The organism is Avibacterium endocarditidis (genome assembly GCF_002921145.1).
Lineage (GTDB): Bacteria > Pseudomonadota > Gammaproteobacteria > Enterobacterales > Pasteurellaceae > Avibacterium > Avibacterium endocarditidis.
In genome coordinates, this window is record NZ_PQVI01000100.1 from 1 (window position 1) to 25,517 (window position 25,517).

Below are 25,517 nucleotides of genomic sequence, written 5' to 3' on the forward strand. Positions count from 1 at the left end.
AGGACACCGCCAGGTATTATTTTGTTAATTTATTTTCATTTAAGTAAATTAACAAAATAAAATTTTTTGGCAGCTATAGTGTAGCGGACCCACCTAATTCCATGCCGAACTTAGAAGTGAAACGCTGTAACGCCGATGGTAGTGTGGGGAATCCCCATGTGAGAGTAGGTCACTGCCAATTATCAATTTTGCGGAGCGGTAGTTCAGCTGGTTAGAATACCTGCCTGTCACGCAGGGGGTCGCGGGTTCGAGTCCCGTCCGTTCCGCCACTTCATTTAGGGGCGTAGTTCAATTGGTAGAGCACCGGTCTCCAAAACCGGGTGTTGGGAGTTCGAGCCTCTCCGCCCCTGCCATCAGATATAAAATTTCCTTATTAGTCCAATTTTTTCATTATATTTTAAGTTTAGTTTTCTTTTGCTTTTCTGAAATTATCATAATTTGAAAAGAATGATGGTTATCAGAGTTTTTGTATTTCTATACTTCCATATTTTTTGGCTAAACCTATTAAAGGGCAGTATTTTGCACATTGTTAATGTTTAGTATGAATTAAGGCGATTACAATCTAAGCCGAACGTGTTTATTTTTGTACCTTCTTATATCAAATTGCCTTATTTATTCCGTTTATTTTTACGATCGTGATCGCAAAAGAGCGGTGCTTTTCTTGCGAGTTTTTGTATTGAGATGCAAAGTATCACTACTGATTTATTCAGTATTTATACTTTTTGTTTCTATGAATAAGGAAAACCGTAATGAAAATTAAGACAGTTCTATCTTCTTTGTTGTTATCAATAGGCTTGTTAAGTAGCTTTTCTGTTGTGGCTCAGTCTCAACCAAATGAAAAAGTCAGTTCTAGTACCGCTCAAGTTTTGACGGATACAATCAAAGAGAAATCTTTCATTGGCGAAAAATTGAATATCAATACCGCTACAGCGAGTGATATTCAACGTTCGTTGGTTGGTATTGGTGCGAAAAAAGCTGAAGCGATTATTGAATATCGAGAGAAACACGGCAAATTTACCGCGATAGAACAGCTGTTAGAGGTTCAAGGCATTGGGAAAGCAACATTAGAAAAAAACAGAGAACGTATCGATCCTTTATCATTTAGTGAAGATGGCAAATAGAGATCATAATTAAAATGCACTATACTAATCACACTAAGTATATGCATAAACATATTATAGCTGAATGGAGATCATTATCTGGTTTCCTCTCAATGAGTGTTACAAGGGCGACTTAGTGGTCGCCCTTTTTATTTATAAGGATCAACAATGAAACAAAAATTGTGCTTGCTACGGGTAATCAAGGCAAAGTGCGGGAAATGGCCGATGTGCTAGCAGATTTTGGCTTTGAAGTGATCGCACAAACGGATTTAGGCATTGAAAGCCCCGAAGAAACAGGCTTAACTTTTGTGGAAAATGCCTTATTGAAAGCGCGTTATGCAGCCAAAATGTCAGGTTTGCCCGCCATTGCTGATGATAGCGGATTAGTGGTGAATGCTCTCAATGGTGAACCGGGGTTATATTCTGCACGTTATGCTGGTGTGGATGGAAAGCAAGCGGATGCTGAAAATCGTAAAAAATTATTACAAAAATTAGCTAATGTGCCAGCCAGCGAACGCCAAGCGAAGTTTGTGAGCTGTATTGTCTTATTGCAACACGAAACCGATCCTTCACCAATTATTGCGGAGGGGGAATGTTCTGGCGAAATCACTTTTGAAGAAAAAGGTGAGAATGGCTTTGGCTATGACAGCCTGTTTTTCTATCCTGAAAAAGACCGCACTTTTGCCGAGCTTGATATGCCAGAGAAGAAACAAATCTCACATCGCGCACGCGCATTAGGCGTGTTAAAAGCACGCTTACAAGCCAAAGAGCGGTCAAAATAATGCAAGTTTTTCCGCCGCTTTTTCCCCCATTAAGTCTTTATGTGCATATCCCTTGGTGCGTGCAAAAATGTCCTTATTGTGATTTCAATTCCCACGCGAAAAAAGGCGGCATTCCCGAACAGGAATATATCGCGCATTTGTTGGTTGATTTACGCCAAGATCTGGCGCGCTACCAAGCAAGCATTGGTGGGCGAACGCTACATTCCATTTTTATTGGTGGTGGCACGCCAAGTTTATTTTCAGCACAAGGCATCGCGCAATTATTGCAAGGCATTGAACAGCAAATTCCCTTTGCGCCAAATATTGAAATCACCTTAGAAGCCAACCCTGGCACGGCAGAAGCGAGTCGTTTTGCAGGCTATGTGGAAGCAGGGGTGAATCGCCTTTCTTTAGGCATACAAAGTTTTGATGATGAAAAATTGCAACGCTTAGGGCGCATTCATAATTCTGAGGAAGCAAAAAGCGCGGTGCAAATGGCAAAAGATGCGGGCTTTAAACGCATTAATTTAGATTTAATGCACGGCTTACCAAATCAGACTCTTACGCAAGCGCTAGATGATTTACGCCAAGCTATCGCTCTTGAGCCGAGCCACCTTTCTTGGTATCAGCTCACCATTGAACCAAATACAATGTTCGCCTATCGTCCGCCTACATTGCCTGATGATGACGCGCTATGGGATATTTTCGAGCAAGGTCATCAGCTTTTAAGCCAAGCAGGCTATGGGCAATATGAAACCTCTGCCTATGCCCAAGCCGGTGATCAGTGTCGTCATAACCTGAATTATTGGCGCTTTGGCGATTATTTGGCGATAGGTTGTGGTGCGCACGGAAAATTGACTTTCCCGAATGGCGATATTTTGCGTTTTTCTAAAACTAAGCACCCGAAAGGCTATATGCGTGGGGAATATTTATATGAAGAAAAGCCAATCCCCCTTAATGAGCGTCCTTTTGAATTCTTTATGAACCGTTTTCGCTTGCTTGAGACTGTGCCCAAAATTGAGTTTGAGAATTTGACGGGATTATCCTGTGATGTGATCGCGGAACAAATTGATTGGGCTAAATCACAAAAATATATTCAAGAAAACCACCGCACTTGGCAAATAACCGAGCAGGGTAAGCTGTTTTTAAACGAATTGTTAACAGAGTTTTTACCTGAATAGGGCTTGTATCTGCCCGTGAATGGGATTAAAGTAGATGCCTTGTTCGCAAACGTTTACTTAGAGCAAATTTGAACACAGATTTTATCAATAAAGGGAAAGAATATGGATCAACTCGCAATGAAAAAGCAAGCAGCACAAGCGGCATTGCAATATGTTAAACCGGATACGATTGTGGGCGTGGGCAGTGGCTCAACGGTAAATTGTTTTATTGAAGCTCTTGGTGCAATGAAAGATGAAATTAAAGGGGCGGTAGCGGCCTCTAAAGCATCAGAAGAATTATTGAGAAAACAAGGCATTGAAGTATTTAGCGCCAATGAAGTGTCAAGTTTGGATATTTATGTTGATGGCGCTGATGAAATCAACCCACAAAAAATGATGATCAAAGGGGGCGGCGCAGCATTAACGCGAGAAAAAATTGTTGCCGCACTGGCGAAAAAATTTATCTGCATTGTGGATCAAAGCAAACAAGTGGACGTGCTAGGCTCAACCTTTGCCTTGCCAGTGGAAGTGATCCCAATGGCACGTTCACAAGTGGGGCGTAAATTAGTGAGTTTAGGCGGTTCGCCAGAATATCGCGAAGGGGTGGTAACGGATAACGGGAACGTGATTTTAGATGTGTATAATTTCCCAATTTTAAATCCAATCGAAATGGAAAAAACCTTAAATAACGTGGCAGGTGTGGTTACCAACGGAATTTTGCCTTGCGTGGTGCGGATATTGTGATTGTCGGCACACCACAAGGTACAGAAATTATTGAATAATTTTTGATTATGGAGAGCAAAATGACAACCAAAGTTTCACTGGATAAATCTAAAATTAAATTTGTACTGCTCGAGGGCGTACATAAAAATGCCGTTGATGTGCTAAATGCCGCAGGCTACACTAATATTGAGTATCACAAAAAAGCCCTTGAGCCAGAAGAATTAAAAGAAGTGATCAAAGATGCTCACTTCTTAGGCATTCGTTCACGCACGCATTTAACCGCTGATGTATTGGAATGTGCCAACAAACTCATCGCCGTGGGCTGTTTTTGTATCGGCACCAACCAAGTGGATCTTGAAGCGGCGAAAATGCGTGGTATCCCCGTGTTTAATGCCCCATTTTCTAATACTCGTTCGGTGGCAGAATTGGTGCTAGGCGAAATTTTGCTCTTAATGCGTAATGTACCGCAAGCTAATGCGGAAGTGCATCGTGGTTTATGGAACAAATCTGCATCAGGTTCTAACGAAGTGCGGGGTAAAAAATTAGGGATTGTTGGCTATGGACATATTGGCTCACAGCTCAGTATCATTGCGGAATCGCTAGGTATGAATGTCTATTTTTATGATGTTGAAACCAAATTGCCATTGGGTAACGCGCAGCAGGTAGGCTCATTAAAAGAATTACTTGCCAGCTGCGATGTGATTTCTTTGCACGTGCCTGAAAATGCTTCTACGAAAAATTTAATGAAATGCCGAGCGTATCGCCCAGCTTAAAGAAGGGAGCATTTTAATTAACGCCGCTCGTGGTACGGTGGTGGACATTGATGCTCTAGCACAAGCCCTAAAAGCGGGCAAGTTGCGAGGGGCAGCGTTAGATGTGTTCCCTGTTGAACCCGCTTCTATCAATGAAGAATTTGTATCACCGTTACGCGGTTTAGATAACGTAATTCTCACCCCACATATTGGTGGCTCAACGGCGGAAGCTCAAGAAAATATCGGTACGGAAGTGGCGAGTAAATTCGTGAAATATTCCGACAACGGTTCAACACTTTCTGCGGTGAATTTCCCTGAAGTGTCCTTGCCTGAGCATAGCGGAACAAAACGCTTGTTGCACATTCACGAAAACCGCCCAGGTGTATTAAACCAAATCAACCAAATTTTTGTCGGTGCAAATATCAACATCGCCGCCCAATACCTACAAACCGATCCGAAAATTGGTTATGTGGTTATTGATGTGGAAACTGATGACTGCTCACAACTCTTACAACAACTGCGCGAAATTGACGGCACAATTCGTGCGAGGGTGTTGTATTAATCGTTTGTTAGGGTTTGGATTTTAAGCTTAACGAAAAAAGAAAAGTGCGGTGGAAATTTTATGAATTTTTTCACCGCACTTTGTTTTTACCCTATTCTTGTTTTTTCATAACATTCTGAAAATCTGCCCGTCTGTGATACACTTGCCCTCAATTTTTTGATTGATGGATTGATGATGAAAAAATTTTTCCTTTTTCTTTTGTTTTTGTTGCTCTTGATTGGTGGGGCTGCGTTTTGGGGTTATCAGCACTTAACGCAATGGGTGCAGCACCCTGTGAATGTGCAGGCGGATCAGTTATTAACGGTGGAGCGTGGCACGACGGGGGCGAAATTAGCGAAGTTGTTGGAGCAAGAAAAGCTGGTTGATGATGCCACCTATTTGCCGTGGTTGTTAAAGCTTAAGCCCGAGTTAAACAAAATCAAGGCGGGGACCTATTCCCTTGAGGGGGTGAAGACGGTGGCGGATTTGTTGCAACGTTTAAATAGCGGTAAAGAAGTGCAACTGAATGTGCGTTTTTTAGAAGGGGATACCTTCAAAACCTGGCGTAAAACGTTGGCGAAAGCCCCTTATTTGCAACAAACTTTAGCAGATAAAACGGAAGAAGAAATTTATCAATTATTGGATTTGCCGGCGGATTTACCGCATAAAATTGAGGGCTGGTTGTATCCTGATACATACAGCTATACGCCGAAGTCGAGCGATTTAGCCTTATTGAAACGGGCGGCAGATCGTATGAAAGCCTTACTAGAAAAAACGTGGGCTGAGCGAGAGGCTGATTTACCGCTAAAAAATGCCTATGAAATGCTGATTTTGGCTTCTATTGTTGAGCGTGAAACCGCGTTGAATGATGAGCGTGGCAAAGTGGCTTCTGTGTTCATTAACCGCTTGAATAAAAAGATGAAATTGCAAACCGACCCAACCGTGATTTACGGAATGGGTGAGCGTTATAATGGCAATATTCGCCGTAAGGATTTGGAAGAAGCCACGCCATACAACACCTATGTGATTGACGGCTTGCCGCCTACGCCAATTGCAATGCCAACAGAAAGTGCCTTGCAGGCCGTGGCACACCCTGAGAAAACGGAATTTTTATATTTCGTGGCCGATGGCACGGGCGGACATAAATTCAGCAAAAATTTACAGCAGCACAATCAAGCTGTGCAAGAATATCTGCGTTGGTATCGCCAACAAAAAAGTGGGAAATAATATGACTGGCAAATTTATTGTGATCGAAGGGCTAGAAGGGGCAGGCAAAACCACCGCGCGTGATGCCATTGTGGAAGTGCTAGCTTGCGAAGGCATTGACGATGTGGTGTTTACTCGTGAACCCGGTGGCACGCCGTTGGCGGAGAAATTACGCCATTTGATCAAATATGAAACGGAAGAACCGGTAACCGATAAGGCGGAACTGTTAATGCTTTATGCCGCACGTATTCAGCTGGTGGAAAATGTGATTAAACCTGCCCTTGCATCAGGCAAATGGGTGGTGGCCGATCGCCACGATTTATCTTCCCAAGCCTATCAAGGAGGAGGGCGACAAATTGATGCACAACTATTGCAATCCTTAAAGCAAACGGTGTTAGGGGATTTTTCGCCTGATCTCACGTTATATTTAGATCTCGATCCTGAAATCGGCTTGGCGCGAGCTAGAGGGCGTGGTGAGTTGGATCGTATTGAGCAGCAGGAAATCGCCTTTTTCCAACGTACGCGAGCGCGTTATTTGGCATTGGTGAAAGACGATCCGAAAGCAGTTATCATCAATGCGGAACAGCCCATTGAAAAAGTGCGTGCCGATATTCAAAGTGCGGTGCAAAATTTCGTTAAAAATCATCAATAAAACTTATGTTACGTTATCCTTGGTTGCAACCTTATTACGACAAAATCATCAACGCCTTTGAACAGGGCTATGGTCATCACGCCTTGCTGTTTAAAACAGAGCAGGGCATTGGCGACGATGAGCTGGTGCGTGGCGTGGCGGAATGGTTAATGTGCCAATCGCCAAAGGGCAACCAACCTTGTGGTGCGTGCCATAGCTGTCAGCTGTTTAATGCAGGCAATCACCCTGATTTTTATCTGCTTGAACCCATTGAAAATAAGGATATTGGCATTGACCAAGTGCGTGAAGTGAATGAAAAAGTCGCGCAGCGTTCACAGCAGGGTGGCAATAAAGTTGTTATGATTAAACAGGTGGATCGCCTGACGGAATCTGCGGCGAATGCGTTGCTGAAAACCTTGGAAGAACCCACTGAGCAAACTTATTTCCTGCTTCAAGCGGATCTTTCTGCCAGTTTGTTGGCGACAATTTATAGCCGTAGCCAACCTTGGCTTATCCCAAATCCGCCTGAAGCGGAAGCTTTGGCTTGGCTAGAAACACAGAATGCAGGAAAAATCGAAGAAATTCGCACCGCACTTGAGGTTTCGCACGGTCGCCCCCTTTCTGCTTTGGATATGTTACAGCAAGGATTATTGGAAAAACGCAAGCAGTTGTTACGCCAATTTTGGCAGTTTTATATGCGCCGTTCACCGCTGGAATTATTACCGCACTTTGAAAAAGAGATCTTATTTCAGCAGTTAGATTGGCTCAGTGCCTTTTTGCGTGATGCATTGAAAATGAAGCTGAATGTGCCTGAACAGTGGGTGCAGGCGGATTTTTTGCAAGCTATTGCTCGTTTTAATCAAAGGCAGAGCGCGCAAGGGTTGCTAAAAGCCAGCCAAATTATGCAGCAAGTGCGGTCGGATTTATTACAAATTAATGGTGTGAATCAAGAAATTATCTTGCTTGATGGTTTAACACGCCTGATTACAGAGGTTTTTGAACCTGAACAAAATTATTAGGAAAGTAAAATGTTTATTGTAGATAGTCATTGTCATTTAGACGCATTAGATTATGAAAACTTACACCAAAATGTTGCCGATGTGGTGCAAAAAGCCAAGCAACGTGGCGTGCAGCATTTGCTTGCGGTGGGGGTAACCTTAAAACGTTTTGAGCAAATGTACGATACCTTAAAACCCTTTTCGGAAATTTCACTGGCTTGCGGTGTTCACCCGTTAGATTTAGATGATGAACCCTTTGACGCTGATCGCCTATTAAAATTGGCGCAAGACGATAAAGTTATCGCCATTGGGGAAATGGGCTTGGATTATTATTACAGTGTGGAAAATAAAGCTCAACAGCAATCGGTGTTTGCCGCCCAAATTGGCGTGGCGAATGCGTTGAACAAGCCGATTATTGTGCATACGCGCGCAGCAAGAGAAGATACCATTGCACTGTTGAAAGAAAACAATGCACAAAAGTGCGGTGGTGTTTTGCATTGTTTTACGGAAAATTGGGAAATGGCAAAACAAGCCCTTGATCTGGGTTTTTACATTTCCATTTCAGGTATTATTACCTTTAGAAATGCGGAAGAACTGCGTGAAGTGGTGCGTCAAGTGCCGTTAGATCGCCTGCTGGTGGAAACCGACAGCCCTTATCTTGCGCCCGTACCTTATCGTGGTAAACAAAATCAACCAGCTTATACCCGAGAAGTGTGCGATTATGTGGCGACCTTAAAAGGGCTTTCTAGCGAGGAATTCGCCCAAATTACCACACAAAATTTTGAGCGTTTGTTCAAAATTCAGGTACAATAAAGCATCACTAAAGAATTACTTTAGCAGGAGGAAGAAACAATGCGCCGCTTTTTTAAATATTTTTTCATTTTGATCATCTTTTTATTCCACGGTTTTTTGTTCGCCCTTGTGAACTACGTTACCCCACATTATGACGTAACCCGCGTTACTGGGGTGGAAGTAAAACGTGTGGACAAAGATGGCCCAATCACGAAATCCAATCCAGCAGACGGCCCAACTCGTGATGTGTATTATATTTATACACAAAAACCGAATGAAGATAAGGTAATGGTGTACCGCAATGAAGATACACGTTGGGGCTTTCCGTTCTATTTCAAATTTGGTTCGGCAGATTTACAAGCCAAAGCGCAAAGTTTTGCGGTGGAACATAAATTGGTGCAAGTGAAATATTATGGCTGGCGTTTAGTGTTATTTGATGAATTCCGTAATGCTACATCAATCAAAGAAGTAACGTTAGATGAGGGCGCATCTTACCCGATTTTATCTTATGTGTTTTACTTCTTCTTGTTGATTACGCTGTTTTTCTCAATCCAATTCGTGCGTGGTTGGTTTGATAGCGAACGATAAGCATCAAAAGTAAGGCGAAAGTGGTGTATCTTGTGATGCACCATTTTTTGTCTAAGGATAATAAAAATGGGATTATTTGAAGCAATATTAAGTTTGGCTGCCTTAATTGGCATAAGTGCGGTGATTTCTTCCGCAGAAATTTCCCTCGCAGGGGCAAGAAAGTTAAAGCTACAAAGCCTTGAAAATGAAGGTGATGACCGTGCAAGATTAGTGCTACAACTGCAAGCACAACCGGGGCGATTTATCACCGTGGTGCAAATTGGCTTGAATATGGTGGCAATTTTGGGCGGGGTAATTGGCGAAAGTGCCATTAGTCCTGTACTGGAAAAATTACTTGCCCAATATAGTCACGCAGAATGGTTGCAAAGTGCCGCCTCTTGGTTGTCTTTTGCCATTGTAACCATTGCGTTTATTTTGCTGGCGGATCTGATTCCTAAACGCCTTGCAATGACCAATCCTGAAGCTGTCGCGTTGCGCACCGTACGCATTATGCTATTCTGCATTTTCTTATTTAAGCCTATCGTGTGGCTGTTTGACGCTATTGCCAACGGCGTATTTCGCTTATTGCGTATTTCTACCGTGCGAGAAGATAACCTGACCCCTGAAGATATTGTGGCACTGATGGACGCAGGGGCAGAGGCAGGCGTGCTAAAAGCTCAAGAACATTATTTGATCGAAAATATTTTTGATATGCAAGAACGCACGGTGACTTCCACAATGACCACGCGCGAAAATATCGTTTTTTTAGACCGCACTTTTGATCGCGAAAAAGTGATAGCAACCATTAAATCTAACCCTCATTCTAAATTGCTGATTTGTGATAATGGGCTAGATAAAATTTTAGGCTATATTGAATCGCACAGCTTGCTCACCTTGTATTTGCAAGAACAGCAGGTTTCTCTCACAGACCAACGGATTTTGCGCAAAGCATTATTTATTCCTGACACCTTATCCTTATTTGAAGTGTTGGAATTGTTTAAATCTGCGGGTGAAGATTTTGCTGTGATCGTCAATGAATATGCCTTAGTAGTGGGCATTGTTACTTTAAATGACGTGATGAGCATCGTAATGGGCGAATTGGTGTCGAGTGAAGAAGAGCAAATCGTCCGCCGTGACGAAAGTTCGTGGCTGATTGACGGCGCAACCCCTTTGGAAGATGTAATGCGAGCCTTAGACATTGAAGCCTTTCCTGATGCGGAAAACTACGAAACTATCGGCGGATTTATGATGTATATGCTACGCAAAATTCCAAAGAAAACGGATTTTGTGCTATACGACAAATATAAATTTGAAATTATTGATACCGAGAATTTTAAAATTGATCAGCTGATGGTGTCTTTAAGAAAGGATATATAGGATTAAGGTGAGATAAGGCAGTGAGCTGAAAAGAACGTGAGCGGTAAGCTGCCAGTGTTTGCTCAATCTATTATTTTACTACAAACTAAAAACCCTTACTTTTGTAGGGTTTTTTATCATCAACAATCTTATTTTGTGCTTGGAATGCTGAAGCGTTTGTTGAAGCGTTCAACACGACCACCAGTATCAACAACACGTTGTTTACCAGTGTAGAATGGGTGGCAGTTGCTGCACACATCCAAGTTCAAATCTTTACCTAAAGTTGAACGAGTTTTGATTACGTTACCGCAAGAACAAGTTGCCGTAATTTCTTTGTATTCTGGATGAATAGCTTGTTGCATAATAGAAAAACCTCAATTTGAAGCCACTCCGCTCTCTAAAACTGAATTTAGCACCGAGTGTGGTTAATATTACGTTTATAGTGAATCACCATAAACAGGATCGTTTATTCAAACCGCGAATTATACCGAAAAAAAAGGAATATTCAAGGGGCTAGATTATTCCGCTATAATAAGGGCAATTTTTGTTTGTTAAGGCTCGCATAATGAAACTTGTTCGTGTGGCGCTGGCTGTGCCGTTGTTCCAATTTTTTGATTATCTTCTGCCCGAAGGTTTAAGCCCTGTGGTGGGTGGGCGCGTGGTTGTGCCATTTGGAACGCAAAAACGAGTGGGGATCGTGGTGGATTTTCCCACTGAAAGTGAGATCGAACCAAAACAGCTCAAAGGGATCTTGAGCGTGCTAGATGAACAAAATTTATTTAACGAACCTGTGTGGCAGCTCATTCACTGGGCAGCGAATTATTATCAAGCGCCCTTGGGGGAAGCCTTATTCCAAGCCTTGCCAGTGAAATTGCGGCAGGGTGAAAGTGCGGTGCAAAATTCGCAAGTTTTTTTCCATATTACAGAATTAGGCGAGCAAGCCTTGCGTGAGAATTTGCTGAAACGCGCTAAGAAACAGCAAGAAGCCTTGCAATTATTGGCCACGCAACCTATGGAAAAAGGGCAGAATCCCTTTTCTGCGAGCATTTGGCAGAGCCTGAAAGAAAAAGGCTATGTGGTAGAAAAAGAACAGCTGGCGGAAATTCGCCCTTGGCAAGATATTGAACAGCCGATTGTGAATGAGCAAAATAAACATCGCTTAAATAAAGAACAGGCGTTGGCGCTAGGGCAAATTTTATTTCATCAAGGCTTTGCGGCGTGGCTGATTGATGGCGTAACGGGTTCGGGCAAAACGGAAATCTATTTACAAAGCATTGAAGAAACCTTGAAAAAAGGGCGACAAGTGCTGGTGCTTGTGCCTGAAATTGGCTTAACCCCGCAAACCGTGCAACGCTTTAAAGCACGTTTTAATGTGGAAATTGATGTGCTACATTCTAATTTGAACGATACGCAACGCTTGCAGGCTTGGCAACGAGCAAAATCGGGACAAAGTGCGGTGGTTATTGGCACGAGATCGGCACTGTTTACCCAATTTGCCGATCTTGGTTTGATCGTGATTGATGAAGAACACGACAGTTCTTTCAAGCAGCAAGAGGGCTGGCGTTATCACGCGCGGGATCTCGCCGTGGTGTATGCCAAACAGCTGGATATTCCCATTTTATTAGGATCGGCAACGCCAAGCCTTGAGAGCTTAAATAACGTGAAATTAGGTAAATACCAGCACATTATTTTGCAAAAAAGGGCAGGAAATAGCACCGCACTTCAGCAATTTGTTATCGATCTGAAACATCAGCGTATGCAAAATGGCTTGTCAGATGCCCTTGCCAACAAAATGCAGGAACATTTACAGCAAGGCAATCAAGTGTTGTTATTTTTAAACCGCCGTGGTTTTGCGCCCGTGTTGTTTTGCCACGAATGCGGTTGGATTGCCGAATGTCAGCATTGCGAAAAACCTTACACTTATCATCAACATCAACGTGTGTTGCGCTGCCATCATTGTAACTCACAAAAGCCCATTCCAATGCAATGTGGGCATTGTGGTTCAACCCATTTGATGACCACAGGGCTTGGCACAGAACAGCTGGAAGAAACCCTAAAACAACGCTTTCCTGATTATGTGGTAACCCGCATTGATCGCGATAGCACCGCGCGCAAAGGCAAGCTAGAACAGCATTTGCAAGATATTCAGCAAGGCAAAAGCCAGATTTTAATTGGCACGCAAATGCTCGCAAAAGGCCATCATTTTCCTAATGTTACCTTAGTGGGCTTAATGAATGTGGATAACGCCTTGTTTTCTTTGGATTTTCGTGCAGAAGAACGGCTTGCCCAGCTTTATGTGCAAGTGTCAGGGCGTGCGGGGCGCGGTGAAAAACACGGGCAAGTGGTGCTGCAAACGCACTATCCCGATCATCCCTTATTACGCACCTTGTTAAAAGAGGGCTATGGCGAATTTGCTCAGCAAGCCTTGCAGTTACGCCAACAAATGGGGCTGCCTCCTTATAGCGCACAAGCCTTATTTCGCGCGCAGAGCCGACATAGCGAAGAAGCGGAGCAGTTTTTACAACACATTGCCGAACAGCTACAACAACAAAATGTGGCAGGCTTGCAAATTTACGGCCCATTGCCCGCGCCCTTTAGTAAAAAAGCAGGTTTTTACCGCTGGCAATTATTGTTACAACATACTTCCAAAGCCAAATTACAACAAGTGTTAAGCCAGTTTAAAGCGCATATTCCGCAAAAGGCTCACCAAGTGCGGTGGATTTTAGACATCGACCCTTTAGATCTAAGTTAGCGCTAGCCATTCCCCTTATTTTTCAGTAGAATTGGGATAATTTTTATCGGACGAAATTAGGGGAAATTTATTTTCTAATCCGTTTTATTGAATAATGATCTTGATTTTTTATTCATCATTCAATTTAATCGCAATCTTCCATAGCTAATAATTAAGCTATTTCCGAAAGCAAATTTAGCGTAAATTTCCACCGCACTTTTAAATATAAGGTTTTATTGTGGCTCAACGTGATTATGCTCGCCGTACAGGCAAACCAAAGAAAAAAGCAAAAAAAGTAAATAAATCGCTGATTTTAGGCATTGCAGCATTAGTGATCGGTATTTTCGTGGCGGGATTATTCTTATTAAAGAAAATCTAATGAAATCGCCCCCGTGTTAGTAACACCAGAGAAAAAAGCCCCAAAAAGTGTCTTGCCAACGCCACCTGAAGAAGTGTGGAGCTACATTAAAGCCTTGGAAACGCGTACTGTGCCTGTGGACGATAATCCAAAATCGTTGGAAAAAAATATGCGTTTAACAGAAGAGCAGAAAAAAGTGCTAATCGAAATGGAAAAAGAGCAAAAGGCCGCTGAAGCCGCGCGCTTAAAGCAAGCGGAAGAACGCAAGAAAGCTGAAGAACAGGCCGCCAGAGAAGCGGCGAAAAAACCAGAGCCAGCCAAAGCCAGCGTGATGGAAAGCAAGCCTATGGTGGTAGAAACAAAACCTGTCGTGAAAGTAAAAGAAGAAAGCAAAAAAAAGCGGAAACGGTGAAAAAGAAGAAGCGCCGAAGAAAGTGGAAACTGCAGTCGCAAAAAATACCAACGGAGAGAAAAATATGGCTTGCAATGTGGCGCATTTAAAAATCGTCAACAAGCAGAAAATATTCAAGCCAAACTTGTGTTAGCTGGGTTTAATGCGCGTGTAAATAGCAGCGCAGATTGGAATCGTGTGGTAATTGGTCCAGTGGGGGATCGCACAACAACGCAAAAGACGCTTGAAAAGGCGAAGTCAATCACCACTTGTGTGTTGATTGGAATGTAAAATTTGAAATACTAAATCTCATCAGCCACCTTTCAAAAGGTGGCTTTTTTTCGCTTATTTTTTGATTTATTTATTGCGTTAAAATAAAAAATCATTAAAATGAACGAACGTTCATTCAGTCCATTCTTTTACTGTTTGTACTTCTTTTTTCAATTTTTTAAGGTTATTTCAATGCGTCAATCTGAAAATGAGATGACCGAGCAAATCTTTTTGGCCACAGAACGGCTGATGGCAGCAGGTGGATTGCACAATTTGTCGATGCACAAAATTGCCAAAGAAGCCAATATTTCTGCGGGAACAATTTATATTTACTTCAAAAGTAAAGAAGAATTGCTAAAGGAATTTGCTCGCAGGGTGTTCACCCTTTTTTCTAAGGAATTAGAAAAAATTACGATGAAAACCAACCGCACTTTGAACAATATCGTCAAATGTGGTGGAACATTTGGCATTATTTACAAAACAATCCAATGATTGTGGTGAATATGAGCCAATATCTATCCTTACCTGATTTCTATCAAATTTGTATGGAACAGGAAAAACAAACCCTATGGTATGCGTTTTGCCAAAAAGCAAATCAAGCCGGAGTATTATGTGATTTACCGCCGAAAATATTATTTTCATTAGGTTTAGAAAGTGCGATTAACTTAGCATACGATCATGCTTTTATAAAAACTGAAGTTGAAAATGATATTTTAGAGGAAGTTATTATAAGAACTTGGCGATCAATGCAAAAATAGTTTAGTTATAGTTATTATGGAGTTTTTTTATGAGTCTTAATACTCAACCCGTTCAGCCTAAAACACAAAAGCGTTCGCACGTTTTTTGGGTGAAGTTGATCCTCATCGTGGCGGCATTAATTTTTATTGCAATGATTGCGGCAAATATCTTTAAAGGAAAAATGATTGGTCAATATTTGGCAAGTATGCCAGAAACTGCCAACCCAGTTACGGCAATGAAAGTAGAAGCGAGAGAATGGACGCCAGTGATTGAAACCACAGGTTTGGTTCGTCCAAATCAAGGGGCAATGCTAAGCGCACAAACCGCAGGTATGGTATCTAAAGTATTGGTGCAATCAGGCCAAACTGTGAAAAAAGGCGATGTGTTAGTGCAGTTAGACAGCTCAGTGGAACAGGCAAATTTATCGGCTTCGCAAGCGCAGCTTTCTTCGGTGAAACAAACCTATCAACGCTATCTCAATCTTTATAAAACCAAAAGTGTGTCGCAACAGGAATTGGATAATGCCAAAGCCAGTTACGATGCCTTAGTTGCGAATATTGATGCGTTAAAAGCCACCATTGAACGCCGCCAAATTGTTGCGCCTTTTGATGGCGTAGCGGGGATTGTGAAAGTCAACGTAGGACAATACGTTACTTTAGGCAGCCCAATTGTCCGCGTGGAAGATCGTAGTCAAATGAAAGTGGATTTCTCCGTAGCACAAAATTCCTTAGAGCAATTACACTTAGATCAAAAAGTTACTGCAACGGCGGACGCCTTGTTAGGGGAAACCTTTGGGGCAAAAATCACCGCAATTGAGCCAGCAATTAATGGTTCAACAGGCTTAATTGATGTGCAAGCGACCTTTGATCAGCCTGAGGGCGAAAAATTATTATCAGGAATGTTCACCCGTTTACGCATTGCTTTGCCAACAGAGCGCAACCAAGTTGTCGTGCCACAAGTGGCGGTGAGCTACAATATGTATGGAGAAATCGCCTACGTTTTAACCGCACTTTCTGATGAAGATAAACAGAAGCTATTAGATAACGATAAATTCCCGCACAAAGATGATATTGATAAAGTCTATCGAGCCAAACAAATCACTGTATTCACCAAAGATCGCCAAGGTATTTATGCCCAATTAAAAGGCGATGATGTGAAAGTGGGTGATTTAATCATCACAGGCGGTCAGCAACGCATCGGTAACGGCAGCTTAGTGTTTGTTACTGATAAAGCAGGCGTGGGAACAAGCGAACCTGTGAAGAAAACCAATCTTTAATTAGGAAATAGCGAATGAAATTTACAGATATATTTATTCGTCGCCCCATTTTAGCGGTTTCGATTAGCTTGCTGATTGTGATTTTAGGTCTGCAAGCCATTTCGAAATTGACGGTGCGTGAATATCCTAAAATGACCACCACGGTAATTAATGTTACCACCACTTACCCCGGGGCAGATGCCAATCTGATCCAAGCGTTTATTACGTCAAAATTAGAAGAAGCAGTGGCGCAGGCGGATAATATTGATTATATGTCCTCTGAAAGCCGTCCAAATGTATCTTCTATTACGGTAAAAATGAAACTGAATACCGATCCAAACGCCGCACTAGCTGATGTATTAGCGAAGGTGAACTCGGTACGTTCTGCTTTACCAAGTGGTATTGATGATCCTGCGATTACGTCTTCCACTGGGGGATCGGGGATTATGTACATCAGTTTCCGTTCTAACAAATTAGATGCAAGCCAAGTTACCGACTATATTGAACGTGTGGTGAAACCGCAGTTCTTTACCGTAGAAGGGGTGGCAAAAGTGTCAATTTTCGGGGCATCACAATATGCAATGCGCATTTGGTTAGATCCACAAAAAATGGCATCACAAAATCTTTCAGCGCCAGAAGTTATGGCGGCGTTATCAGCAAATAACGTGCAAACCGCCGCGGGGAATGATAACGGTTATTTCACGGTGTATAAAAACAAAGTGGAAACTACCACCAAAACCGTAGAGCAGTTACAAAATCTGATCGTGTATTCAAAAGGTGATAATCTCGTGCGTTTGCGTGATATTGCCGATGTGGAATTAAACAAAGAAAGCGATGACAGCCGTGCCGTGGCAAATGGTTCAGATTCTGTGGTGTTAGCCATTGATCCTGCCTCAACGGCAAACCCATTAACGGTGGCAGAAAATATTCGTCCGTTATACGAAAGCATTAAACGCAATTTGCCAGATAGCATTGAAACGGACATTCTTTATGACCGCACGATTGCGATTAACAGCTCCATTGATGAAGTGGTAAAAACCATTTTAGAAGCAACCATTATCGTATTGGTTGTGATCACGTTATTTATCGGTTCATTCCGTGCGATTTTGATCCCAGTTATTACTATTCCGATTTCCTTGATCGGGGTAATAATGATGTTACAAGCCTTTGATTTCTCCATCAACTTGATGACCTTGCTGGCTTTAATTCTGGCTATCGGCTTGGTGGTGGACGATGCCATTGTGGTGCTAGAAAATGTGGATCGCCATATCAAACTGGGTGAAACCCCATTCCGCGCAGCAATCATCGGTACAAGAGAAATTGCAACGCCAGTTATTTCAATGACTATTGCCTTGATTGCAGTATATTCCCCAATGGCATTAATGAGTGGGATTACCGGTTCATTGTTTAAAGAATTCGCCCTCACTCTTGCAGGTGCGGTATTTATTTCAGGGATTGTGGCATTAACCCTTTCGCCAATGATGAGTAGTAAATTACTCAAACCGCATACCGAGCCATCAAAACTTGAGCAACGTATTGAAAATACCTTAGGAAAATTGACCCGCACTTATGAATATGTGCTTGGTATCGTGATGAATAGCCGTAAATTCGTGCTAGCCTTTGCCGTAGTGATTTTTGCCACCTTGCCAATGTTGTTTAATTCTCTTTCTAGTGAATTAACCCCTGCGGAAGATAAAGGTGCATTCCTTGCCTTGGGTACAGCGCCGGCAAATGTCAATGTGGATTATGTACAAGGGGCAATGAAAGGCTATGAAGAGATCTTAAAAAATACTGATGAAGTTGCCTTTTCTATGGTTATTTCGGGCGCGCCAGCCTCTAACCAATCACTTAACGTAGTTACCTTGAAAGATTGGAAAGAGCGTAGCCGAAAACAAAGCGAAGTGTTAGCAGAGCTAAACAAAAAAGCACAAGCGATTCCAGAAATTTCGGTCAGTGGTTTCGCCTTCCCTGAAATTGAAACAGGGGAACAAGGCCCGCCAGTAAGTTTTGTGATTAGCACTGCGAAAGATTACAAAGAGTTGGCTGAAGTGGCAGGCGCTTTCCTTGATAAAATGAAAAACTCTGGACAGTTTGTGTACACGACTTTAGCGTTGAAGTTTGATACTGCGCAAATGAAAATCACCATTGATAAAGAGAAAGCGGGAACTTACGGCATATCAATGCAACAAATTAGCCAGACTTTAGGCAGCTATCTTTCTGCAGCCACCATCACTCGTGTGGACATTGATGGCCGTGCGTATAAAGTGATCTCACAAGTAAAACGCAAAGATCGCCTTGCACCAGAAAGTATGGATAACTACTTCGTGAAAGCAAGCAATGGTGAATCTGTGCCGTTAAGCAGTTTCTTAACCGTAACCCTTGAATCACAACCAAGTTCATTACCGCGCTTTAGCCAGTTAAATTCGGCGATTATCGGCGCTGTGCCGTCACCAACCACCAGTATTGGTGATGTGGTGAAATGGTTACAAGACACCGCAAATCAGGATTTACCACAAGGCTATAACTACGACTTCAAAGGCGAAGCCCGTCAGTTAGTACAAGAAGGAAATGCTTTAGCGGTAACCTTTGCCCTTGCGGTGATTATCATTTTCTTAGTGTTAGCGATTCAATTTGAATCTATCCGCGATCCATTAGTGATTATGATTTCCGTACCGCTTGCGGTGAGTGGGGCATTATTTGCCTTGAATTTATTCAGCTTGCTTGGCGTGGCAGGGGCAACCTTGAACATTTATTCGCAAGTGGGATTAATTACCCTTGTGGGCCTAATCACCAAGCACGGTATCTTAATGTGTGAAGTAGCAAAAGAAGAGCAGCTTTATCACCACAAAAACCGCCGTGAAGCGATTATGGCCGCCGCAACAGTGCGTTTACGTCCAATTTTGATGACCACCGCAGCAATGATCGCAGGTTTAATCCCATTGCTCTACGCCACAGGCGCAGGTGCGGTTTCTCGCTTTAGTATCGGGATTGTGATCGTAGCAGGGCTAGCAATCGGTACGCTATTTACCTTGTTCATCTTGCCAGTTATTTATACTTACATCGCAAGCGAACACAAACCATTGCCAGAGTTTGATGAAAATCAGCCCGCATTAGAAAATAATGCACAGCATTAATTAAGCATTAAAAATCAAAAGCTACCTTCGGGTAGCTTTTTTATTGACAGAACACAAGTGCAAGTGCGGTGAAGTGCGGTGAGATTTTATGAAAGATTTATAAAAATCTGAGAAAAAACCACCGCACTTTAAAAATAAAAAATCTGCCTCAATGATTGAGTTAAATTGCCCTTTGCTGTAAACTAACGTCCCGTCTTATTACAATGATTATCAACTTTCATCTCAAACAAATTAGGTTCAATTATGGCTACCAATTATATTTTTGTAACGGGCGGTGTTGTTTCTTCCCTAGGTAAAGGTATTGCTGCGGCATCTCTTGCGGCAATTTTAGAAGCCCGTGGTTTGAATGTAACCATTATGAAGCTGGATCCTTATATTAATGTGGATCCCGGCACAATGAGTCCAACCCAACACGGCGAAGTGTTTGTAACCCAAGACGGTGCAGAAACCGATCTCGATTTAGGACATTATGAGCGTTTTATTCGCACCAAAATGACCAAACGCAACAATTTCACCACCGGTAAAATTTATTCTGAAGTGCTACGCAAAGAACGCCGTGGTGATTATCTTGGTGCGACCATTCAAGTGATCCCACATATTACCAACGAAATTAAAGCCCGTGTGATTGACGGTGCTGCTGGCCACGATGTCGCGATTGTCGAAGTGGGCGGCACAGTGGGGGATATTGAATCCTTGCCTTTCTTAGAAGCCTTGCGTCAGCTTGCGGTGCAAGTGGGACGTGAGCGCACGATTTTTATGCACTTAACCCTTGTGCCTTATATTCCAACCGCAGGGGAAGTAAAAACCAAACCAACGCAACACTCGGTGAAAGAATTGCTATCTATTGGTATTCAGCCAGATGTGTTAATTTGCCGTTCTGATCGTATGGTTCCACCGAATGAACGCGCCAAAATCGCCTTGTTCTGTAATGTGCCAGAACGTGCGGTGATTTCGTTAAAAGACGTGAATTCCATTTATCAAATTCCAGCCTTATTGAAATCGCAAGGCTTAGATGAGTTTATTTGTCAGCGTTTCCATTTAGATTGCCCTGAGGCAGATTTAAGCGAATGGGAGCAAGTGCTTTATCAGCAAGCTAACCCAACAGGCGAAGTCACCATTGGTATGGTAGGCAAATATACGGAATTACCTGATGCCTATAAATCAGTTAACGAAGCGCTCAAACACGGCGGCTTGAAAAACCGTTTAAACGTGAATATCAAATACATAGATTCCGAAGATGTTGAAAGCAAAGGTACCGATGTGCTAAAAGGCTTAGACGGTATTTTAGTACCGGGTGGCTTTGGCTATCGTGGCGTGGAAGGCAAAATTCGCACCGCGCAATATGCGCGTGAAAATAACATTCCTTACTTAGGTATTTGTTTAGGAATGCAAGTGGCGTTAATTGAATACGCACGCCATAAAGCGGGATTAACAGAAGCCAATTCCACAGAGTTTGATAAAGACTGCAAACAGCCTGTGGTTGGTTTGATTACCGAATGGCAAGATGCGGAAGGCAATATTGAAACCCGTAACGATCAATCTGATCTTGGTGGCACAATGCGTTTAGGCGCGCAACAATGTCATCTCGCAGAAGGTAGCCGTGCGCGTGAACTCTATGGCGCAGAAACCATTGAAGAGCGTCATCGTCATCGTTACGAAGTAAACAATACTCTACTGCCACAAATTGAAAAAGCGGGTTTAAAAGTCACCGGATTATCGGCGGATAAAAAACTGGTGGAAATTATTGAAGTGCCTGAGCACCCTTGGTTTGTGGCTTGTCAATTCCACCCTGAGTTTACGTCAACCCCACGCGATGGACACCCATTGTTTGAAGGTTTTGTGAAGGCGGCAAGAGAACATCAGAAAAATAGTTAAAAAGTAGTGTTTGGATCAAATAAGCATTATTTTTAACAAGACAAATTCGGAAAAACGCTTTACTATAAGCCCGATTTTTCAAGAATTCATTTTGAACTTAAAAGAGGAAAATAAAATGGCGAAAATCGTTAAAATTATTGGTCGTGAAATCATCGACTCTCGCGGTAACCCAACTGTGGAAGCAGAAGTTCACCTTGAAGGTGGTTTCGTAGGTCTTGCAGCTGCGCCATCTGGTGCATCAACAGGTTCTCGCGAAGCGTTAGAATTACGCGATGGCGATAAATCTCGTTTCTTAGGTAAAGGTGTATTAAAAGCGGTTGATGCGGTAAATGGCCCAATCGCACAAGCTTTAGTGGGTAAAGATGCCACTAATCAAGCTGAAATCGACCAAATTATGATCGACTTAGACGGCACTGAAAACAAATCTAAATTCGGTGCGAACGCAATTTTAGCGGTTTCTCTTGCTAACGCCAAAGCAGCGGCAGCATCTAAAGGTTTGCCACTTTACGCGTGGATCGCAGAACTTAACGGTACTCCAGGCGTTTACTCAATGCCATTGCCAATGATGAACATCATCAACGGTGGTGAACACGCAGATAACAACGTGGATATCCAAGAATTTATGATCCAACCAGTGGGTGCGAAAACCTTAAAAGAAGCACTACGCATTGGTGCTGAAGTGTTCCACAACCTTGCTAAAGTATTAAAATCTAAAGGTTTAAGCACAGCAGTAGGCGATGAAGGTGGTTTTGCACCAAACTTAGAATCAAATGCAGCAGCCCTTGCTTGTATCAAAGAAGCGGTAGAAAAAGCAGGCTATGTATTAGGTAAAGATGTTACCCTTGCAATGGACTGTGCATCATCTGAGTTCTACAACAAAGAAAATGGTATGTACGAAATGAAAGGTGAAGGTAAATCATTCACTTCTCAAGAATTCACACACTACCTTGAAGAGCTTTGCAAAGAATACCCAATCGTTTCTATCGAAGATGGTCAAGATGAATCAGACTGGGAAGGTTTCGCTTACCAAACTAAAGTGTTAGGCGACAAAGTTCAATTAGTGGGTGATGATTTATTCGTAACTAACACCAAAATCTTAAAAGAAGGGATTGAACGCGGTATCGCAAACTCAATCTTAATCAAATTCAATCAAATCGGTTCATTAACTGAAACTTTAGCGGCAATCAAAATGGCGAAAGATGCAGGTTATACTGCAGTAATCTCTCACCGTTCTGGTGAAACTGAAGATGCAACTATCGCAGATTTAGCGGTGGGTACAGCAGCAGGTCAAATCAAAACTGGTTCAATGAGCCGTTCTGACCGTATCGCGAAATACAACCAATTAATCCGTATCGAAGAAGCGTTAGGCGACAAAGCGCCATTCTTAGGATTAAAAGCGGTTAAAGGTCAAGCGTAATTTGAATTGAAATTTAACTTAAAAATAGACCGCACTTATTTAAAGTGCGGTTTTTTTATGGAAAAGATCAAAGTATTTTAACTTTTTGTTTTAATCTATATTGGTATAACCAATAAATAAATTCTTCCGTTGTTCTTGTAATATTCAAACGAAGATAGGTCGAAAAATGCAAATTAGCGGAAAATAAATAGCCAGGGGCAAGTAAATAACCTTCTTTTCTCGCTTCAGTCGCCATCTTTTGTGTATCACATTTTGTATCAAGCCAAATAAAAATACCACAGGCATTTTCTTCTGAGTAATCAAAACCGAGTTTTTGAAGAAGTGAGATGATCATTTCTCTTTTTCTTATCAGTTTGAGCTTCATCTTTTCAATATGTTTATGATATTCCGAATGAAGCCAAATATGATACACACTACGTTCGGTTAATTCTGTACTCGTCATATTAGAAAGCATTTTTTGTCTAAGTATTGGTTCAAGAAATTGTTTGGGAGGACATAAAAAGCCAACTCGCCAATTTGCACCTAAAACTTTTGATACGCCCGTAATATAAAAAACACGATCTAATCCATCAAGCGTTGCATACCTTAATATGCGTTGATTATTTGCTAATTCGCCATAGACATCATCTTCTAATAAATAACAATCATAAGAGTTTAACAGATTTAATGTTTTGTAAATCATTGAGGGGGAGACATTAAAAGAGGTAGGATTATTTAAGACGCTATTTGTGATATAAATTTTGGGGCGGTATTGTGCTAATATTTCTTCTAATTTTATCAAATCAGCTCCGTCTTTATTTCTTGGTATGCTGAGAACCTTTAAACCCAATTGATGTAGGCAACCTAACAACCAGAACCAACTGGGATCATCAACGACAACATAATCACCTTCATTTGTAATACATTTCAGCACGGTCTGAATAGCAGAAGAAACGCCTGGCATTGTAATGACGAAATCTTTTGTGGTTTTTATGCCTATATCATCAAGTTTTTTAATAAATAATTCTCTTAATAAAGGATAACCCTGTATATGCCCGTAAGAATAAATAAATTCGTTAGCGGATTTTGTTGCTTTTCTAATCGCATTTCTGATTGTATCTTCATCTATTAACCAATCATTCGGTAATAATCCACTTCCTGACGTTTTATCGTCGGGGAGTTCATCAAATAAATGGCTCATCAGCCAGCCTGTATCTAATACATTCTTAATTAATGCAGAAGAAATATCAATATTTTCATTGTGATTTTCTCTTTCACAAACAAAATAGCCCGATCCTGATGACGCGTTTAAATATCCCATTGAAACAAGACGATCGTAGGCTTGTGAAATCGTAAAAGTCGAACAGCTAAGTTTACTCGCTAAACTACGTATTGATGGTACTTTATAATTAGGCAAATAAATCTTCCGTTCGATTTTATCCACAATCCAATCATAAACTTGTTGCACTTTGGTATTTTCTTTCATTATTAACCCCAAACTGTATTGGTGTGCTGGCATAACAGTTATTGAATAATTCGCTAAACTGTATAGGTATTCTATGTGTTTTATCTTTTATAGTAAATACATAGTAAACACACATTTTATCAAGAGGCATAAACCATGCATAAACTAAATTGTTATATGGGAGATACTCCCTTAATTAAAATAAAGAATATCTTCGGTGAGAACTATGCAAATGTATATGTAAAACTAGAAGAATTTAATCCGGCAGGAAGTATAAAATCTAGGGTTGCTAATCAGATGATAGTTGACGCTGAGGAAAAAGGTTTGATAAAGAAAGGTACTCGTCTTTTAGAGGCTACAGGCGGAAATACCAGTATGGGATTAGCATTTATTTCTGCAATTAAAGGATATAACTTAACGTTGGTAATTCCAGATAATTTTAGTAAAGAAAAGATTAATACTCTTAGGTATTTTGGAGCTAATATTATTTTATCTGATCATAAATCGGGAGTGGGTTCACATATAAAATTAGCAAAAGAAATTTTAGAAAATGATAGAGGCTTTTATCATTTAGATCAATTTAATAATTTATCAAATCCTAAAGCTCATTATTTAGGTACTGGACTAGAAATCATAAATAGCTTAAATAATCCACATATCTTTGTTGCTGGAATTGGGAGTGGAGGGAGAATAGGAGGAGTTGGTAAGAGGTTAAAGGAGTATAACTCTAATATTAAGATATATGAGGTTCAGCCAGAAGGGTGTGATTATTTTAGTAATCTTACTTATCCACATAAAATAGAGGCAATTAGTGTTGGGGTTGAATCTACATTCTTTGATAAAGCTTTTTTATCGGGAATGATAAGTGTGAAATTTGAAGATGTAAGAGAATTAATAAAATTATTAGCAAAAACAGAAGGGGGTTTTGTAGGGCTTTCTTCTGGGGCAAACATCTTAGCTGCTCTGAAATTATCTACTAAATTTTGATAATTCTATTAATATAGTTACAGTGGCTCCAGATAGTGGAAGAAGTTATATGGAAAAACTATGAGGGGTAGGTAAATATGCTGAGAAATGAAATAGAAAGAATAGTAGCTAAGAGTATTTTGGTAGTCTGTGGTAGCTCTCCTTATAAATTAATTTTACCACATGTAAGGAATAGTTTACTGATAGATGAGATATTAGATGATATAGATGCGTTTTCTTTAAAAGATCCTGCTTCAAAAAATAATCCTAGAAATATTTTAGGGGCTGTAGTAGATTAGCAACAATGCTATACTACAAAAATGAAGATAACACATTGTAAATTAAAGAAAT

The 25,517-nt window shown here is 41.4% G+C and carries 18 protein-coding genes, 2 tRNA genes, 1 rRNA gene and 4 pseudogenes; 23 read left to right on the top strand and 2 right to left on the bottom strand.

The genetic code is table 11. From position 1 onward, the window contains the following. Positions 1–65 precede the first annotated feature (65 nt). The 14 genes and pseudogenes from rrf (at position 66) to paeA (ending at position 10,608) form a co-directional block, all read left to right on the top strand. Positions 66–181 (top strand): 5S ribosomal RNA (gene rrf, locus C3Z13_RS08025). An 11-nt stretch (positions 182–192) separates the two neighbouring features. Then, positions 193–269, top strand: a tRNA-Asp gene (locus tag C3Z13_RS08030). 8 nt (positions 270–277) lie between these two features. Further along, positions 278–353: transfer RNA gene (locus tag C3Z13_RS08035), tRNA-Trp, on the top strand. Between the two features lie 396 nt (positions 354–749). After that, positions 750–1,121 (top strand): ComEA family DNA-binding protein, encoded by a 372-nt coding sequence (locus tag C3Z13_RS08040; RefSeq protein ID WP_103855578.1) that lies wholly within the window; start codon positions 750–752, stop codon positions 1,119–1,121. Between the two features lie 161 nt (positions 1,122–1,282). Further along, positions 1,283–1,882, top strand: coding sequence for an RdgB/HAM1 family non-canonical purine NTP pyrophosphatase (rdgB, locus tag C3Z13_RS08045; RefSeq protein WP_281258784.1), 600 nt, complete (start codon positions 1,283–1,285; stop codon positions 1,880–1,882). Beyond that, positions 1,882–3,042, top strand: a complete 1,161-nt coding sequence (gene hemW, locus C3Z13_RS08050) for a radical SAM family heme chaperone HemW (RefSeq protein ID WP_103855580.1) — start codon at positions 1,882–1,884, stop codon at positions 3,040–3,042. Before rdgB ends, hemW begins: the two co-directional genes overlap by 1 nt. A gap of 102 nt (positions 3,043–3,144) precedes the next feature. After that, positions 3,145–3,803, top strand: a pseudogene (rpiA, locus tag C3Z13_RS08055) (ribose-5-phosphate isomerase RpiA). A gap of 21 nt (positions 3,804–3,824) precedes the next feature. Next, positions 3,825–5,058: pseudogene (gene serA / locus C3Z13_RS08060) on the top strand (phosphoglycerate dehydrogenase). A 174-nt stretch (positions 5,059–5,232) separates the two neighbouring features. Then, the gene (mltG, locus tag C3Z13_RS08065) at positions 5,233–6,264 is read left to right on the top strand and encodes an endolytic transglycosylase MltG (RefSeq protein WP_103855581.1); all 1,032 of its coding nucleotides are present in this window, start codon (positions 5,233–5,235) and stop codon (positions 6,262–6,264) included. 1 nt (position 6,265) lies between these two features. Beyond that, positions 6,266–6,895 carry a dTMP kinase gene (gene tmk / locus C3Z13_RS08070; RefSeq protein WP_103855582.1) on the top strand — a complete coding sequence of 210 codons (630 nt, stop codon included), beginning with the start codon at positions 6,266–6,268 and terminating at the stop codon, positions 6,893–6,895. Between the two features lie 5 nt (positions 6,896–6,900). Next, entirely contained in the window at positions 6,901–7,893 is a 993-nt protein-coding gene (locus C3Z13_RS08075) for a DNA polymerase III subunit delta' (protein ID WP_103855583.1), read from the top strand. A gap of 9 nt (positions 7,894–7,902) precedes the next feature. Continuing rightward, a complete protein-coding gene (locus C3Z13_RS08080) occupies positions 7,903–8,685 on the top strand; it encodes a TatD family hydrolase (protein ID WP_103855584.1) in 783 nt (260 codons plus the stop codon). A 39-nt stretch (positions 8,686–8,724) separates the two neighbouring features. Further along, a complete protein-coding gene (locus tag C3Z13_RS08085) occupies positions 8,725–9,252 on the top strand; it encodes a DUF1523 family protein (RefSeq protein WP_103854264.1) in 528 nt (175 codons plus the stop codon). A gap of 66 nt (positions 9,253–9,318) precedes the next feature. Then, positions 9,319–10,608: a polyamine export protein PaeA gene (gene paeA / locus C3Z13_RS08090; RefSeq protein WP_103855585.1), complete on the top strand. Its 1,290-nt coding sequence runs from the start codon at positions 9,319–9,321 to the stop codon at positions 10,606–10,608. A 128-nt stretch (positions 10,609–10,736) separates the two neighbouring features. On the opposite strand, the gene rpmE is transcribed toward paeA, so the two are convergent. Next, a complete protein-coding gene (rpmE, locus tag C3Z13_RS08095) occupies positions 10,737–10,949 on the bottom strand; it encodes a 50S ribosomal protein L31 (protein WP_103855586.1) in 213 nt (70 codons plus the stop codon). 203 nt (positions 10,950–11,152) lie between these two features. On the opposite strand from rpmE, the gene priA reads away from it, so the two are divergent. From priA to eno, 7 genes and pseudogenes are all read left to right on the top strand, one after another. Beyond that, positions 11,153–13,339 carry a primosomal protein N' gene (gene priA, locus C3Z13_RS08100; protein ID WP_103855587.1) on the top strand — a complete coding sequence of 729 codons (2,187 nt, stop codon included), beginning with the start codon at positions 11,153–11,155 and terminating at the stop codon, positions 13,337–13,339. A gap of 217 nt (positions 13,340–13,556) precedes the next feature. Continuing rightward, positions 13,557–14,358 (top strand): annotated as a pseudogene (ftsN, locus tag C3Z13_RS08105) (cell division protein FtsN). Between the two features lie 171 nt (positions 14,359–14,529). After that, positions 14,530–15,095 (top strand): annotated as a pseudogene (locus C3Z13_RS08110) (TetR/AcrR family transcriptional regulator). A 29-nt stretch (positions 15,096–15,124) separates the two neighbouring features. Further along, a complete protein-coding gene (acrA, locus tag C3Z13_RS08115; protein ID WP_103854258.1) occupies positions 15,125–16,351 on the top strand; it encodes a multidrug efflux RND transporter periplasmic adaptor subunit AcrA in 1,227 nt (408 codons plus the stop codon). A gap of 14 nt (positions 16,352–16,365) precedes the next feature. Then, positions 16,366–19,464, top strand: a complete 3,099-nt coding sequence (acrB, locus tag C3Z13_RS08120; protein WP_103854257.1) for a multidrug efflux RND transporter permease subunit AcrB — start codon at positions 16,366–16,368, stop codon at positions 19,462–19,464. 243 nt (positions 19,465–19,707) lie between these two features. Beyond that, positions 19,708–21,339 carry a glutamine hydrolyzing CTP synthase gene (gene pyrG, locus C3Z13_RS08125; RefSeq protein ID WP_103855588.1) on the top strand — a complete coding sequence of 544 codons (1,632 nt, stop codon included), beginning with the start codon at positions 19,708–19,710 and terminating at the stop codon, positions 21,337–21,339. Positions 21,340–21,454: 115 nt separating this feature from the next. Further along, positions 21,455–22,756, top strand: coding sequence for a phosphopyruvate hydratase (gene eno, locus C3Z13_RS08130; protein WP_103855589.1), 1,302 nt, complete (start codon positions 21,455–21,457; stop codon positions 22,754–22,756). Positions 22,757–22,823: 67 nt separating this feature from the next. Here eno and C3Z13_RS08135 read toward each other — a convergent pair whose 3' ends face one another. Beyond that, positions 22,824–24,221: an aminotransferase-like domain-containing protein gene (locus C3Z13_RS08135; protein WP_103855590.1), complete on the bottom strand. Its 1,398-nt coding sequence runs from the start codon at positions 24,219–24,221 to the stop codon at positions 22,824–22,826. A gap of 135 nt (positions 24,222–24,356) precedes the next feature. Here C3Z13_RS08135 and C3Z13_RS08140 point away from each other — a divergent pair, with 135 nt between their 5' ends. Together C3Z13_RS08140 and C3Z13_RS08145 are read left to right on the top strand one after the other, a co-directional pair. After that, complete coding sequence (locus tag C3Z13_RS08140) at positions 24,357–25,187, top strand: PLP-dependent cysteine synthase family protein (protein WP_245872595.1); 831 nt, start codon at positions 24,357–24,359, stop codon at positions 25,185–25,187. Positions 25,188–25,264: 77 nt separating this feature from the next. Continuing rightward, complete coding sequence (locus C3Z13_RS08145) at positions 25,265–25,465, top strand: hypothetical protein (RefSeq protein ID WP_103855591.1); 201 nt, start codon at positions 25,265–25,267, stop codon at positions 25,463–25,465. Positions 25,466–25,517: the final 52 nt, after the last annotated feature.